Genomic DNA, 15869 nt, shown 5'->3' on the forward strand with positions numbered 1-15869 from the left:
TTACTCGTGTAGAGTGAATCGAATAAGGACAAATCCGTTTGTACTCTGGGAAGAGCCGCTTCGTTCTGCGGTTCTTTTTTTCTTTTACTGCACAACTCATAACTCATCCTGGGGAGGATCCAATGTATAGCGTGCTGGTAGTGGACGACGAGAAGAATATCAGGGAACGATTGGTCCAGTCCTTTCCGTGGAGTGAAAACGGATTTCAAGTCATCGGCTCCGCCAGAGACGGCCGGGAGGCGCTCGACATGATGGAGCAGCACGTTCCCGATGTGGTAATGACCGATATTCTCATGCCGGAGATGAATGGGATAGAGCTGGCAAAAGAGATTCAAGCTGCTCATCCACAGATTAAAGTTCTCATTTTGTCCGCTTACGACGATTTCAAATACGCGCAGGATGCGATCCGCTACGGTGTGAAAGGATATTTATTGAAGCCGCTCATGAAGAGCGAGTTTGTCGACATGCTGCAAGGAATCGCGCTCGAGCTGAGGAAGGACGAGGAGCTGGAGAAGGGGACGATAACAGGAGACGATTCTCATGAGGAAGCCATGCTTATCGAGCTTGTTAAAGGAAATAATGTACATGCGCATGCTGCGCCGTGGCTCCATGACTACTTAAGAATTGCCGTCTGTTCGTTCGAGCGGCGGTTCGTGCAAGAATTGGGCTTGTTCATGCGGCAATTTATTACGCAAGCCGCGAGGGACTTCTGGAAGGAGAGCGATACTCCCGTATTATTTTATGGGAATCACCTGGTTCTGTTCATCCATGACAAGCGGCCGATCAGCAAATATGAGCTGAAAGGAAAGCTCGAGCGATACTCCGAGTTCGTCAAGGAATCGATCTTCTCAAGCTACGGCAAGCAATGTATTCTATCCATCGGTATTGGAAATATGATGGGGGGAGCAGAGTCCGCAGGTACTTCGTTCAATCAGGCGATTTTTTCCCTCAGCTATTCATCGTTCTATGAGCAGGGCTCGATCATTTTTTATCAGGATTTATCCGCCCCTCAATCAGAAGGCAGCTTCAAGGAACGAACGAATGAGCAAATCAGCGTCGCGATGGATGCGTTGATTCAATCCGTCTTTACCCAAAATAAGAATGAAACCGCTTCCCGTATCCGCGGCTTCTTCGATGCTTTGGAGCAGGGCAAAAGACTGAGCCTGGGTGAAATCCAAATTGTATACTCCGAGTGCATTCTATCGCTGCTTTTAAAGGCCAAAGATCGGCGGATAATTCTGCCTTCCTTGGATAAAAAGCAGGCATTGGAACAAATCTATGCAGCCGAATCGCTAGCCGATTTGAAAAAATGGTTCAAGGCGACGCTTGAGTCGATTATGGATCATCCTGGGCAGGAGCGCGATCACGACGAAAACCGGTATGTGCTGCTGGCCAAACAACATGTGCACAGCCGCTTGTCCGAGAAGATTACTCTAGAAGAGATGGCTCAACAATTGTTTATTCATCCGGCGTACTTCAGCTCCATCTTCAAGAAGGAAACGGGCCAAAACTTTATCGATTATGTAAATGAAGTCAGGGTGCGGAAAGCCGTGGAGCTGCTTAAAAGCAAGGATTGCAAAATCAAGGAGATCTCCATCACGGTCGGATTTCACAATCATTCCTACTTCAATAAGGTATTTAAGAAAGTGATAGGGGTCAATCCTCTTGAGTTCCGGTCCCATTACACGAGTTAAAATCGAGGGGGTCTGATCAAGTTGTTCAACCGATTGCGGAACATTTCATTTCGAAATTTTTTGATGCTGTTTTCGATAGGAGCCATGCTCATTTTGCTGCTGCCTTTAAGCAGCATCTTATTTTTTAAGGTGAAGCATTTTATCGAGGAGAAAAAGCAGTTTATCGTAAGCACGAGAATGAATCAGATTGCTTTCGAAATCCATTCCAGTCTTAGCAGCCTACATGATATGCTGAACGATCTGAAGTCAAATGAGAGGCTCGTCGGCTATGTGCACAGTCTGGGGAATAGCGATACGAATGCATTGGATAAATATCGGCTGTCGCTCGATTTCGAGAAATACCTTCATAACCTGCGCCAGGAAAATGCGTTCATCGATAACATTCTGGTCGTTACGCCCCAAAGTCAATTCAGCTCCGATCATGCATATTTGGATTTCGAGCTCAATGGGATCCAAGCAGGAGGTGAGCTGGAGCAGGAGTCTCATTTCGTACTTCCGGGGAAAGCGTCCGGCAGCATCGTTCCGCCTAAGGGGGCAGAGCCTTCCAAAGGCTACTCTGATGCAATGAAAGCGTTGGATAAGCGAATGTTCTTCGCTGCAAATATCGAAAGCGGTGACGGGAGCGATGCCGGAGTTATTGTGATCATGCTGGACCCCGGTTATTTCAAGGAGAAGGTTCCCTACAACGAGAGCATCATGCTGCTGGATACAAACCGCCATTTGATCTATAGCGGAGGACCGTCGCAGGCTAAAGGTACGGAAGAGCATGAAACAACCATCCCGTTTAACGATTTCCGGCTGGTCTATGTCGACCAAATGGATTTATACCACGAGCAGCTCGTTCTGATCATCCGGCTGACTGCCGTTACTTGTTTGTTGGCGATTGCGGTCGCCTTCGTCTCATCTCGAATCATTTCAAGCAAGGTTCTTTATCCCGTTTATAAACTGATCAAATTGTTTCGAACCTACGATATAGCGAAAGAAAAATTGAATTATTACCGGGAGCTGCAGGCTCACAACAGCCGCTTTAATCTAAGAGACCGGTTCCTGTTTTATTTCATAACGACCATCCTGCTGCCGCTCCTCGTATATATGGCGGTATTTTATTGGAAATCCTCGCAGATTGTCGCGGATGATTTGAATAAAAGCCATTATTCTTTGTTCGAAAAAACACACAGCCTTATGGAACACGATATCAACCAAATCGAAGTATTGATGGCGCGCATCTCGCTGGATAAGGCGGTGCAGGAGGACATCCTGGCAAACCATGCGGTCAAGCTGGAACAAGAACTGCTGAACGAGAACCATTTCTTAGGGCTCGACCGGAATAGGATCAGCATATACGATCCCTCCAACACATTGATATTTTCGAACCGGTATAAACAAGCAAAGGAAATGGAGCCTGCCTTTTTCAAGCAACTGCAATCGTCTGGCCGAGTCATCGCTTATCACCTGAGAAAGGATGATCTGGGCAGCGTCTCTATCGTTCTGGGAATGCCGATGATCCGATTGGACAAGTATCCGGAGGTTGCGGGCTACATCACGGTCGAGCTGGATAACAGATATTTTGCCGGCTTGTATTCCGAGTTCAAGCAGAACGGCAGCGAAGCGTTTATCGTCGATCGCGACCATCGTATCGTATCCCATCCTGTGGCCGGTCAAGTAGGGCTAGATGTGGAATTCGCCGCCTCAAACGGAATCTTACAGCAGGAGGCATCGAACGGAGAACATTATATGGTGTCCGTCAAGAGCATCTCCGGCGTACCATGGAAGCTCGTATCCAGATACAACTATTCGGATGTGCAGAATCAGGTCGTTACCTTGTTTCTTAACGATTCGTATCTACTGTTTCTCCTTTTCCTGCTAATGCTACTTTTTGCTTATCACATGTCTCAGCGTATGCTGAAGCCGCTCGGCGGGCTGAATCGAATGCTAAGCGAGTATGAGCTCGGGGAAAGCAGCCGTATGCTGTTCGACCAGCTGTCCGGAATCGACGAAGTGGATTTGTTGGGCCGGAATTTCAATCAAATGATCCGCAGAATCGATGACCTTGTTCATGAAACGCTAGTCGCGGGTCAGGAACGAGTCAAGCTGGAGTACGAGAAGAAGGAAATTCAAATGATCGCGCTGCAATCGCAGATCAATCCGCACTTTCTTTACAATACACTGGACAACCTCATTCATCTTGTCGAGACGAAGGAAACAGACAAAGCCGTCGACATGATCAGCTCATTAAGCCGGCTATTTCGTTATATTACGAACCGGGAGCCGATGACCCGTGTGCGCGATGAGATCCTGTATGCGAAAACCTATGCAGGCATCATGTCCCACAGATACGATAATTTCCGCTGCAGTTGGCACATTGATAATGAGGCATTGGCGTACGGGATAATGAAGCTAATCTTGCAGCCGGTAATCGAGAACGCCATCCATCATGGGGCAAGGAGAACGAGAAAGCAGGTAAGCATTGGCATTTGGTGCGTGAGGGAAGGTGACATCATTCGTCTTGTCGTGAAGGACGATGCGGCTGGCATGGAGGAGGAGCAGCTGGCCGTGGTTCGCGCTCAGCTCACGGATCCTGAAATCAAGAAAGCAGGAATCTACAATGTGAATGCGCGCATTAAGCTGAACTTTGGAGATAACTACGGCTTGTCCATCGACAGCAAGTACGGGGAAGGGACGACGGTGACCATCCAGCTTCCGGCGTACTTGTAGACATTAAGATAGTGCTACAACACCTAAAGATCGTTTCACTAATCGAACGCTGCATTTTTTATAATCGTTATGTAAGCGTTTCCTTAATGCTGCATGATGCTAACGAAAGGAGTGACGACTATCTCATGGACACCGGTCTACAGCAAGTGAGCCTGCAGCGTGTCAAACCAAAGAACGAGAACCGGATTCGTGCCAAAAGAATGAAGGCGCTGTATCTCATGATGCTTCTGCCGATGCTGCTGCTGTTCCTATTTCACTACGTGCCGATGTACGGCATCCTGATTGCCTTCAAGAAATTTTCACCGGGCCTCGGGATATGGAACAGCGAATGGAACCAATTTGAACATTTTAGAAGCCTGTTTCAAGATTTCCTGTTCATCCGGGCGCTCAAGAATACGCTGATTATCAGTCTGCTAAAGCTGATCGTTGCTTTTCCGGCCCCCATAGTGCTGGCTTTGCTTCTCAATGAAGTCAAGCACGTCCTGTTTAAAAAAGTAGCGCAGTCCATCTCGTATTTGCCCCATTTCATGTCTTGGGTCATTCTGGCCTCGATGGTAGGTGAGGTACTGTCTCCGCAAAGGGGCATCATCAATCATGTGATCCATATGCTGGGGATGCAGCCGATCAACTTTTTGTCGGACAAAGCCTTCTTCATTCCGACCTTGGTCGCGACGGATATTTGGAAAGAAGTCGGCTGGGGCGCCATTATTTATTTGGCTGCGATATCGTCGGTCAATCCGGATCTTTACGAAGCGGCGGATGTGGACGGGGCCGGGCGGTTCAAGAAAATGATCCATATTACCGTACCTTCGCTCGTGCCGATGATCGTCATCCTATTCATTCTGAGCTTGGGCAATATTTTAAACGCAGGCTTCGATCAAATTTTGAACCTGTATAACCCCATGGTATACGATGTCGCCGATATTATTGATACATACGTGTACCGTAAAGGGCTTGAGCAGTTCCAGATGGATTACGCTACGGCGGTCGGTTTATTCAAAAATGTGGTGGGCGTAACTCTCATCCTTGGTGCTAACGCGATTATCCGCAGACGAAGCGAGCACGGCATTTGGTAGAAAGGAGGGGGGAAGTTATTGAACAAAACGAGATTTACTTTATTTGACGCGTTGAACATCGCTTGGATCAGTTTGTTTTCGCTGGCGGTCTTGTATCCGTTTTGGCAAACTTTCGTTCTGTCCTTCTCGGATGCGAACGGGGCCTCAACGCTCGGATTTCATTTGTGGCCGGATCAATGGGTAACGGATGCATATCAATTCGTGTTTACGTTTCAAAACATTACGACCGCTTATCTGAATACCATTGTCCGGACCGTCGTCGGCACTTTACTCAATGTCAGCCTGACGCTGTTGGTCGCTTACCCGCTGTCCAAAAGGGATTTGCCGTACCGCAATTATTTCACGGCGTTTTTCCTGATCGCCATGTTCTTCTCCGGAGGACTCATTCCGAACTACTTGCTCATCAAAAGCTTAGGGCTGCTCGATAGTCGGCTTGCGCTTATTTTGCCGGGTGCGGTCAATGTGTTCTCGATCATTATTATGCGCAATTATTTGATGACGATAGACAAAGGGCTGGAGGAGTCGGCGTTCATGGACGGGGCCGGGTACTTCAAAATCTTGACCAGCATTATCATTCCGCTGTCCAAGCCGGTCATTGCGACTGTCGCCCTCTGGTCGGCGGTCGGACATTGGAATGCCTGGTTCGACGCGATGATATATATCCGCGATCCTTCCAAGACCGTGCTGCAAATGATCGTCAGGCAAATGATGGTCGCCCTGGATTTGTCGCAGACCCAATTTGGCGGAGGCGGCATGTCGAATACGAATTTGCTGCTCAGCAACGTACGCGCGGCGACAGTGATGATTTCCATCGGACCTATCATACTGGTGTATCCGTTTGTACAAAAATATTTCATTAAAGGCATTATGATCGGTTCATTAAAAGGATAAATTCGGAGGGGGAATTTCAGTGCAGAAGCGCTTCAACGTCATTTTGTCGGCCGTGTTGTCCGGATCGTTAGCCATGAGTCTTGCCGGCTGCAGCGGCGGAGCTAGTGAATCCGGGGCCAAAGGGAGCGAGGCGTCAGGCTTGCCCGCGCCAGGGGATTTCTCCAAGAAGCTGGAGCTGAAGCTTTCCGGCTCCTTTACGAGAGGGAAGATCGAAGATGGCAACTGGGTGCAGAAGAAGCTGGAAGAAAAATACAATATCAAGATCGCCAACATCAAGGTAGATACCTGGAACAAAGATCAGGTTCAGCTGATGGTCGCTTCCGGCGACATGCCGGATACGTTTTCTTTCACGGCAGGGACACTGTCGGCACAGGAATATTACGATAACGGCCTGACCCGAACGATCCCGAAGGACATGCTGAAGAAATACGCGCCCCGTTATTCCAAAATGCTCGATGACAATCCTCCCGGCTGGGAGATGAATTTGGCTCCGGGCAAGAAGGAGGAATACTTGACGCTGTCCGGATACCAAGGACATGCGAAATCGCTTATTTGGGCGCCGACCCTGCGACTCGACTGGTTAGAGAAGCTCGGTATTAAACCGCCTGGCGACATCAAGCCGATCGGAACCAGCGGCGGACTGGAGCGGATCTATTTTACGGACAAAGCCTATACAGTGGAAGAAACGGAGAATATTCTGAAAGCCTTCACATTCAATGATCCGGACGGCAACGGCAAAAACGATACGTACGGCATGCTGCCGTTCAACAACGCCTTTACCTCATGGGGGAGCACCTTGCTCGGAGCGTACGGTGCGGCCAGCGGCTATAACCTGGAGGAGAAAGGGGAGCTGACGGCTGCCGAAATATCCGACAAGTATAAGCGGTTTCTGAAAATGATGGCGAAATGGAATAAAGAAGGACTGATCGATCCGGAGTGGACGACGATCGATGTGAACAAGAGCTGGGAGAAATACAAGCTTGGTAAGATCGGCTATTATCCGGCTCAGCCCGCATATGTAGGCTTGGACGATTGGACGAAGGGGCGTGCGCCTGCCAACATTCTGGAGAAGGATCCGGGAGCCAAGCTGCTTGTAACCGCACCGGAGATCGGTCCGAACGGACAGCAGGGGGAAGGGGCCTTCACGCCGGTCAACCAGCTGGGAGACGCCTTCTATATTTCCAAGAAAGTAACCGACGAGCAGCTGGTGCGGATTTTGCAAATTTTCGACTACATCAACTTTGACGACGAATCCCGCTGGACCCTGTATGGCGACGTGGGCACCCACTCCACCTGGCAAGGAACCCCGGAGAAGTCCGCGCTCAAGGTCAAGCCGGAGTATCCGGAGAACGAAGGAAGCATGGGCTTCTATGCTTATAACTTCAGAACGTATGATGAGAAGAGAGCCTCTTATTTAACTTCCGAAGCTACGATGAAGCTGAAGAGAGACTTTTTCGGCAGAGAGGATGTACTGAAGAAGCTGGAGATCAAGCCATATAAGTACGACTTGTTGAACCAGACGAAAGCAGCCGACCTCAATAAAAAATACAGCGGTCAATTGAATACGATCATCAACGAGTTTCGTCTGAAGGCTATCGCCGGGCAGATCGATATCGATAAAGAATGGGACAAATATGTACAAAATTACTTGAATAACGGCGGCAAGGAAATTTTGGCCGAGCTGGAGAAAGCGCCGAAAGTCGCCGATCTGCTAAATAAAAAATAAAGATGGGGTGTCGGGAGATGAACAAAAGCGAAGCGATCGAACTGTACTACCCTGGGTATGCCAGATCGGCGACCTACCGGATTCCTTCCATGATTACTACAACCAAAGGGACCGTTATAGCCGGTATCGATGCACGTATTAGCGATATGCGTGACAATCCGAACAAAATCAATACGGCGATTCGAAGAAGCGCCGACCACGGACAAACGTGGAGCGAGGTGCAGCACCTTGTTTCGTATCCGGGAGAGGGACTGGACGGGGCGGCGGCCATCGATACCGCCTTGCTCCAGGATGAGGAGACGAGTACCATCTGGATGCTGTTCTCGCATACGCCCGGCGGCATCGGTTTATGGTCATCCGAGGAGGGGGTTGGATTTGACGCCCAAGGTAACAAACTGCTGTACGGCGGTTCCTCGAACGAGTACAGCTTGCTGCCGGATGGGCAAGTCACCGATCGGGAAGGCCGCCGCACTCCGTACACTGTCGATGATGCAGGCAACGTCGCTTATCTGGGAACCAGCAAGGGCAACATCTATTTGAAGAAGGGCGTGCATCCCGAGGAAAGCTTGCTGGAGGCACGTACGTCCTTCCTGCAAATCATCAGGAGCGACGACGACGGCTTGACATGGTCGCAACCGCTTGATCTGAATCCTTCTGTGAAGGAGCACTGGATGAGGTTTATCGGTGCCGGTCCTGGCAGAGGAATTCAATTGAAGCATGGCGTTCACCGGGGAAGGCTCGTCTTCCCGATCTATTTCTCGAACCGAAGCGGCAAAATGTCCTGCGCCGTTATCTACAGCGACGACCATGGAGCTACGTGGCGCAGAGGCGCATCTCCAAACGACGGCAGGCAGTTCAATGGAGAAACGCTGGATGCGAAGTCGCTGCAAACGGACGGCACGGACTTGACCGAATCGCAGCTGATCGAGCTTCCGAGCGGAGAGCTTCGCGTTTATATGCGCAACCATGCAGGGCGTCAGCGCACGGCGGTGGCCTTGAGCACGGACGGCGGACAGACCTGGGGCGAGACGGAATACGATAATGAGTTGATCGATCCGGTATGCCAGTCCAGCGTCATTGCCTATCCGGACCTCGGGGACGGGAAGACAAGAATCCTGTTCGCCAATCCGGCCGATCCCAAGCAGCGCTTGAACGGTACGGTCAGGCTAAGCGAGGATGGCGGCCGTACGTGGAGCTATTCCAAGCAGATTGAGGCGGGTTCTTTCTTGTATTGCTGTTTAACGGTATTGTCGAACGGGGAAATAGCCTTGCTGTATGAATGTGATTATAACGCTTCGGAGAATAAGCCGCTTACCATTAAGTTTACCAAGTTCACGCTGGATTGGCTGATGTCGGACTGAGTTTCTAAGAACAAACGATTACCATGAATATGAGAAAGCGGAAGGAGCACTCACGTTGCCAACGTGGGTGCTTTTTTCGTGCGCCTCAGGTCATCAGACGAGCTCTACCTAGCCGATGGTCTAGGTTTATTTTAGACTTTCGGCTGAACCAAGTTACATCCTTAGTGCGGTTTGTCAAATGCGATTTTCTCTTATGATGGATGTACTGAGATTGCCGAGCGGCTTGAATGAAACAAAGTGACCGTTCATAAATCATATCTGTCATAAAAGGAGGAAATCATGTGAAAGCAAACTCCCTTACATCGCATTTGCTTGCCTTAAGCTCCCTATTATCCATTCCATTGTTAGGACTCATCTATATTTATCTCAATCATGGAAACGGAATGGTTCATAGTCTGGTCACGGATTTCGACCATCAGCTTCCTTTCCTTAAAGTGTTCGTTCTCCCGTATTTATTCTGGTACCCTTTCCTGTTCATCGCTTTCGTGTACTTGGCTTTCAAAAACCGGGAGGTGTTCTACCAAACGCTGGTGCAGTTTAATATCGGGCTATTGATTTGTTACGGCTTTTATGCCGTTTATCAAACCTATGTCCCGCGGCCAGTACTGGTTGGTGATGACTGGCTGCTGCAAATGGTCCGGGGTGTTTATTCCTCCGATCAGCCGTATAACTGCTTTCCGAGCACGCATGTGCTTACAACGTATCTGATGATGAAGGCGTATCTCCGCACCGCGGGCATTCCGCGAATGTACACGGCCGCCGTTACGATCGTGTCGATACTGATCATTGCCTCGACTCAATTTGTGAAGCAGCATGTGCTTCTTGATATTGCGGGAGCGATTCTCGTTGCGGAAGGCGTGATTTATGCCGTGACGCGCATTCATAAAGGCTGGTTCAGCAAGCCTATCATTGCAAAGCCTCAGCAAAGTACATGGGAAGGGAGCTTGAGAAGATGAGCGGAAGCGAGAAATTATTGATTCTTACCGGCTCCTTGGGTGACGGTCATAATAAAGCGGCGCAGGCTATCGTCGAAGCGGCCCGATTTTATCGCCCGGAAGTAGAGGTGGTTGTGGTCGACTTCCTGGAATGGACCCATCCGTATTTGCACTCGGTCGGCAAGTTCTGCTACATGCAGTGGGTAAAAAGCCTTCCGTCGGTATACGGTTTCTTATATCGCAAAACACGCCAGGATAATCCGTTATCAAATTGGTTCAAACGAATGAAAGCGTTTAGCACTGACAGAATGCTGGAGCTGCTTGATGAAGTGAGACCGACAGAGGTGGTCAGCACGTTCCCCGGGGCGGCGGCAGCCATGTCCTACTTGAAATGCAACGGCTTGACGGATGTCGCCACGATAACGGTGATGACCGATTACACGGATCACAGCTATTGGATTCATCCTTGTACCGACCGGTATTTGGTTGGTTCCGAGCAGGTCAAGCAAAGCCTGCTGCGGTACCGCATCCCCGAGCAGCGAATCGTTGTTACCGGCATTCCGATCAGAATGACGTTTACGCAATCGTATGACCGTCTCACCCTTCGCGATAAGCATCGGCTGAGCCGCACCTTGCCGACGGTGCTTATCATGGGGGGCGGACACGGCTTGATCGGGAAGCAGCTGATGTCCGTATTGCAGTCGGAGGAGCTTACCGCTCCTGTCCAATTTATATTTGTGTGCGGTAGAAACGAGAAGCTGAAGAAGACGCTGGAGGAAGAGCTCGGAGGAAACAAGACCCGGCATCGCGTCGTCATCACCGGATTTGTAGACCATGTCCACGAGCTGATGGCCTTATCCGACCTGATTATTACGAAGCCCGGAGGCCTTACCGTAAGCGAAGCATTGGCGCTGGAGCTGCCGATGATGCTGTATAAGCCGATTCCCGGACAAGAACAGGACAATGCGGCTTATCTTGTTAGTCTTGGAGCCGCTATGGAAGCAAAGAATGAAGCGGATTTGAAGCGGCAGCTTCTTCAAGTCATTCAGAATAAGTCCCTGCTGTCGAATTTAAAAAGAAATGTGCGGTCCAGTCAAATGAAGCATGATGCGCTTCATACGCTGAATGCTATTTTAGATACGGACATAGCTTCCGCGGCGGCGCGAAACAACCGTCAACGGACGTATGCCAATGCTTGATTGGGGTCGGAAGCTGGAACGGAATATGGAGCATGGTATTTTGTCTGTGCTTTACACTGGCTCCTGTATCATCCAAAGCGGCTGAACCAGATGAGTTTGATCAGCTAAAACGAGGTTTTTGCAAGTGAACAAAATTGATATGTTATCGGCGGGCTATTGCAAGTTTTTCTCCTGCGTTCCTTTTATAATGGCATTATAAAAGAAACAGGAGGGACGTACATGACCCGCATATCCGGTTTTACGCTGACAGACGAAATGGTGGAGGAATTTTACAGGGAAGGCTATTTCTATGCGCCAGGCTTTATTTCCAGGGAGACGGTGGATGCGATCAATGAGGAGCATCGGGAGTTCGCCTATGCCAACAGCGACGGGAAATGGAGGAGCAAGCCGGTGATCAAGCTGGAGCAGTCCAGAGTGGAGTATCCGAAGACGGTCCAGTTTTTAACCTCACCCTCACTTATTCAAGTATTCGAGCGGATTGTCGGTGCGCCGGTTAAGCTCTGGATGGGGATGTATGCCGTCGTCGCTCCGCAGGGCAGCGGATTGGAGTGGCACCAGGACAACCAGTACACTCACATCCTCGGCTACATGTTAAATGGATTTATTGCGTTAGATACTATCACGCAGGACAATGCGGGGTTATGGATCGCTCCCCGTTCTCATCGGCTCGGCAGGTTGGCTAATTTGAACACGGAGCCAGGGCATAAGCGTGCCGCTGAGCCGGAGAACGGAATGCCTTGTAGGCCGATGGCACCCGGCGACGCGGTGATCTTCCACAGGGAAACGCTTCACCACAGCAAGAGCAATAACAGCGACCACCCCAGGAGGGCTTATGCATTTCAAGTGGCTTCGGCAAACTGCCGTTATGCGGAAACGGGAAAGCTGCTGGAGGATCGCGATCTGTTAGCCACTTCGGAATAACAAGAGAGGGCAGGGTGCCTATACCGTCTACAAAAGAGGGCGTGGAGGCATCCTTTTTGTATCATTGTGCATGATTTCTGAACGTTCGCGGCGTCAGCAGCCATGTATCTTTGAACAGCTTGTTGAAGTAGCTTACGGAATGAAACCCGCACTCAAACGCGATATCCGTGACGGTTTTATCGGAATGCTTTAACAGATGGATTGCATATTGCAAACGCAGCTTGTTGACGAATTCGTTCGGCGTCAATCCGGTCAGCATATGAAACTGCTTATAGAACCAAGTTTTCTTCATGCCCGACAGCTCGATGACCTGGGTCATATCGATCCATTCAGCAAAATGGCCCAACAGGTACTCGATGGAACGGACGATACCTTCGATAGACTCCGCCTGTCTTTCATGACTTTGCTGAAGCATGAAATAGCGGTAAATCTGTACGAGAATGTCGGCCATGTACAAAAACTGCTTCATCTCCCACCCGGGAAGCATCTTCTGCTGCTCCTGAAGTGCGCTGCAGGCGGCTTGCCGAATCAACCGGGCTTCCTCCGATACGGAAGGTATCAACGGATTCCATTCCATGGTATAGAAGGGAGCCAGTAACGAGCAGCCTTGGGGCAGCGCCCTGACGACGGATGGGGAGAAGAGCAGCATGATCCATACGGCGGGCGAGTCCTCCGAATCCGCCAGATTCCAATGGGCTTCGAACGGCCGGAAAATAAAGATATCGCCAGGCTCCCCCGCAGCATCGCGATCGGACAAACGGTAGCGCACTTTGTTTTCGAGCAGTATGCTCACCTCTAGCAGATCGTGCATATGAAGCTCGTGCTCGGTCAAAGCGGCGATTTTTCTTTCAAAGATGAAATCCTTCTTTAGAACAATTTGACTGTATAGCCCATTACGCATCTCTAACTCCTTCTGCCTCAACAAGTGTCGCGGTATTTGCCCGGCGTGATGCCCTCCATTTTTTTAAATACCCGTATGAGCACCAGATCGTTTGTATAGCCGACTTTTTGCGCAATCTGCGCGATCGTCATCTCCTGCTTGGAAATCAGCTGTTTGGCCTGATCAATGCGTCGTTTGGCTATGTAATCGGTCATGTTTTGTCCGCTTGTTTTCTTGAAAAAGGTCGAGATGTACTGCGGCGTGCGGCTGAACTTCTCCGAGATCATGTTAAGACCCAAGTTCGGATCGGTATAATGGGAGTCTATAAAAGCGGTTATCTCTTGCAATAGCTGCTCATTGTGATCGCTGCGTCCGGTTTGCATCATTTGCGTTTGCGAGACAAACAACTCTTTCATAAGGGTGTGCAGTTCTTCCGCCGTTGCGCAGTCCAGGATCGCAGCGACTGCGTCGAACCGGCCGTCCGCCGATTCTCCATGCTTGGAGCCGGTGGCGTTAACGAGCTTCAAGTGCGTGCTTGCCAAATTAAAGAACAGGCACTGGGCAAGTCCCGGTGTAATCGGATTGGATGTAAAATTGATCTCGTATAAGCTGTCGAGCAGCTTTCGCGTATTGTCCACATCTCCGCTGCGGACGAAATTCATCAGCTGCATTTCCGTCTCCAACGGATAATAGTAGTGCTGGTCTTTCCTGTTGATTTCACGGAAGAAGATTACCGAGCTCCGGCCCTTGATGATTTTGTACTCCATGGCGGCTAAGGTCTCCAGGTACGCGTTCCCGATTCGTTCGAGACCCTCATGCACATTGCTGAGAGCCAGCGTTATGGCGATTTGAAACCGCTCCTCCATCACTTGCTTGAGCGTATTTGCCACGTGAGTCATATGGGCGACCGCTTCTTGTTGACGCTGCTTGTTGATATTAAGAAGCACAACCAGGCGGTCGCGATCGAGATCGACGCAGTATCCGATATGATGCTCGTGTATTAGTTCGGCGCCAATATTCGAAATGATAAAGCGGATCAATGCCCATTGCCGCTCGGACTGATCCTGAGCAAAAGCTTCGGCATCGTCGACCTGGATCAAGATGACGGCGAACGAGTCGGAAACGAACCGGATGTTCATAAAATCCAGTGAGTGACGGATATCCTCCGAGTGATCGACAAGCCCCCGGATGAGCTTCGTCAAAAAGTTGGCGCGCATGATGGGAGCCTGATGCTGAAGCTGTCCCTGAAGATGCTTTTGTTCGTCGAGAACGCTTTCAAGCGATTCCTGAATGAACTCGTATTCATTGGTTCGAGCGGATGCCGGAACCGGATGGTCTTTGACTATGAATTTCAGCATTTGCTTGACAGGCCGGTAATTGCGGTAGGCCATACCGTACGAAGCTATGAGCCCTACAACCAGATATAGCGCAAATAGCCACATCGCAGTCAGCTTAACCGCGTTGACCTTCTGCATGTAGATATCCCTTGGCGTCACGGATATGTACTTCCAGCCAATCATGCTGGAGGACGTATAAGAAACCATGAGATCGGCTCCGTACTCTTGATGAGGGAAGAAGCCTGATGCTCCATTCATTCGCTGAAACACTTCACGGCCGAACGGAACCTGATCCGTAGTCCCCGTCAATACCTTCTGATCGGCGGATATAATGTAGATATGGCTTCGGTTGGCGGATTCGATCTGCCGAATCATATCTTTGACCTGTTTTTCGTCGATCAGCACAACCAGACTTCCCATGATATCGGACATGCCTCTTATGGGGATGAGAGACTGCACATAGGTCAGTACCTTGATTGGCTCCCGTTCCAGGCTTGCGGTAATAGGAAGCCCTCCGTCCCGAAGCAGCGTCTTAGCCGGCAAATAGTCCCGGTTATGATTCGCTTCCAGCAGATTGCTGCGCCATGTGTCGTAGCTCATATCCTTGTAGCTGTAATAGCTCGTATAGAACGTCCGGGAATCGGTGCGGACTCCCGGCTTGAGAATGGTGTCGGTCCCTTTAAAATAAACGTAATAATCTTCAATAAACCGCCCGCTGAATCCACGGTAACGGTTCAGGTAGTCTGCAATAAATTCAATATAGCGGTAAGAGGATTCATTAGACATGTCACTGTTCAACAATGAATCCATTTTGGGATTCAAAGTAATTTGCTGAGATAGCTGGTCGACTTCCTTGATGCTTGCGTCCATAGAAAGCCTGAGCTGCTCCAGCATGGCCAGACTGGATCGGTTGGCTTGATCCTCCATCGCTTCTTCCACATGGGAATACAAGAACAGTCCTATCGCGACAGGGAACAAGAGAATCGCAATATAAGAGATCAGCATCGTAATGAACACGCTTCCCCGGTTGCAGCGGTCGCACCGAAGCATTCGTTTGACCAATGGAATCATAAGCGTTCCTCCACGGTTGAATACCCTTACATTGTTAACATATTCGCAGATATGCCCCTCTTT

Annotated in this window: 11 protein-coding genes; 9 read left to right on the forward strand and 2 right to left on the reverse strand. The window is 49.8% G+C overall.

The annotated features are described in order from the left end of the window. Nucleotides 1-122 precede the first annotated feature (122 nt). The 9 genes from ACFQ88_RS11880 to ACFQ88_RS11920 all read left to right on the forward strand — a co-directional run bounded on the left by ACFQ88_RS11880 (nucleotide 123) and on the right by ACFQ88_RS11920 (nucleotide 12518). Nucleotides 123-1694 (forward strand): response regulator transcription factor, encoded by a 1572-nt coding sequence (locus ACFQ88_RS11880; protein WP_379454264.1) that lies wholly within the window; start codon nucleotides 123-125, stop codon nucleotides 1692-1694. A gap of 21 nt (nucleotides 1695-1715) precedes the next feature. Beyond that, nucleotides 1716-4409, forward strand: coding sequence for a sensor histidine kinase (locus ACFQ88_RS11885; RefSeq protein WP_379454265.1), 2694 nt, complete (start codon nucleotides 1716-1718; stop codon nucleotides 4407-4409). Between the two features lie 125 nt (nucleotides 4410-4534). After that, a complete protein-coding gene (locus ACFQ88_RS11890) occupies nucleotides 4535-5485 on the forward strand; it encodes an ABC transporter permease (protein ID WP_379454266.1) in 951 nt (316 codons plus the stop codon). An 18-nt stretch (nucleotides 5486-5503) separates the two neighbouring features. Beyond that, entirely contained in the window at nucleotides 5504-6376 is an 873-nt protein-coding gene (locus ACFQ88_RS11895; protein WP_379454267.1) for a carbohydrate ABC transporter permease, read from the forward strand. Nucleotides 6377-6395: 19 nt separating this feature from the next. Continuing rightward, on the forward strand, nucleotides 6396-8102 hold the full coding sequence (locus ACFQ88_RS11900; protein WP_379454268.1) for a type 2 periplasmic-binding domain-containing protein: 1707 nt from the start codon (nucleotides 6396-6398) through the stop codon (nucleotides 8100-8102). A gap of 17 nt (nucleotides 8103-8119) precedes the next feature. After that, the gene (locus ACFQ88_RS11905) at nucleotides 8120-9463 is read left to right on the forward strand and encodes a sialidase family protein (RefSeq protein ID WP_379454269.1); all 1344 of its coding nucleotides are present in this window, start codon (nucleotides 8120-8122) and stop codon (nucleotides 9461-9463) included. Between the two features lie 281 nt (nucleotides 9464-9744). Then, nucleotides 9745-10419, forward strand: coding sequence for a phosphatase PAP2 family protein (locus tag ACFQ88_RS11910; RefSeq protein WP_379454270.1), 675 nt, complete (start codon nucleotides 9745-9747; stop codon nucleotides 10417-10419). After that, nucleotides 10416-11597, forward strand: coding sequence for an MGDG synthase family glycosyltransferase (locus tag ACFQ88_RS11915; protein ID WP_379454271.1), 1182 nt, complete (start codon nucleotides 10416-10418; stop codon nucleotides 11595-11597). Before ACFQ88_RS11910 ends, ACFQ88_RS11915 begins: the two co-directional genes overlap by 4 nt. Nucleotides 11598-11816: 219 nt before the next feature. After that, entirely contained in the window at nucleotides 11817-12518 is a 702-nt protein-coding gene (locus tag ACFQ88_RS11920) for a phytanoyl-CoA dioxygenase family protein (protein ID WP_379454272.1), read from the forward strand. Nucleotides 12519-12579: 61 nt separating this feature from the next. Here the strand turns inward: ACFQ88_RS11920 and ACFQ88_RS11925 are convergent, their stop codons facing one another. Continuing rightward, nucleotides 12580-13419 (reverse strand): helix-turn-helix transcriptional regulator, encoded by an 840-nt coding sequence (locus tag ACFQ88_RS11925; RefSeq protein WP_379454273.1) that lies wholly within the window; start codon nucleotides 13417-13419, stop codon nucleotides 12580-12582. Nucleotides 13420-13436: 17 nt separating this feature from the next. Then, nucleotides 13437-15806 (reverse strand): helix-turn-helix domain-containing protein, encoded by a 2370-nt coding sequence (locus ACFQ88_RS11930; protein ID WP_379454274.1) that lies wholly within the window; start codon nucleotides 15804-15806, stop codon nucleotides 13437-13439. Nucleotides 15807-15869 lie beyond the last annotated feature (63 nt).

This window comes from Paenibacillus sp. NPDC056579 (genome assembly GCF_042793215.1).
Classification (GTDB): Bacteria; Bacillota; Bacilli; order Paenibacillales; family NBRC-103111; genus Paenibacillus_S.

Bases quoted from the DNA above. Each gene is read 5' to 3' on its own strand.
- ACFQ88_RS11880 (WP_379454264.1), top strand. From the start codon at position 123: ATGTATAGCGTGCTGGTAGTGGACGACGAGAAGAATATCAGGGAACGA.
- ACFQ88_RS11890 (WP_379454266.1), top strand. From the start codon at position 4,535: ATGGACACCGGTCTACAGCAAGTGAGCCTGCAGCGTGTCAAACCAAAG.
- ACFQ88_RS11905 (WP_379454269.1), top strand. From the start codon at position 8,120: ATGAACAAAAGCGAAGCGATCGAACTGTACTACCCTGGGTATGCCAGA.
- ACFQ88_RS11915 (WP_379454271.1), top strand. From the start codon at position 10,416: ATGAGCGGAAGCGAGAAATTATTGATTCTTACCGGCTCCTTGGGTGAC.
- ACFQ88_RS11920 (WP_379454272.1), top strand. From the start codon at position 11,817: ATGACCCGCATATCCGGTTTTACGCTGACAGACGAAATGGTGGAGGAA.
- ACFQ88_RS11925 (WP_379454273.1), bottom strand. From the start codon at position 13,419: ATGCGTAATGGGCTATACAGTCAAATTGTTCTAAAGAAGGATTTCATC.
- ACFQ88_RS11930 (WP_379454274.1), bottom strand. From the start codon at position 15,806: ATGATTCCATTGGTCAAACGAATGCTTCGGTGCGACCGCTGCAACCGG.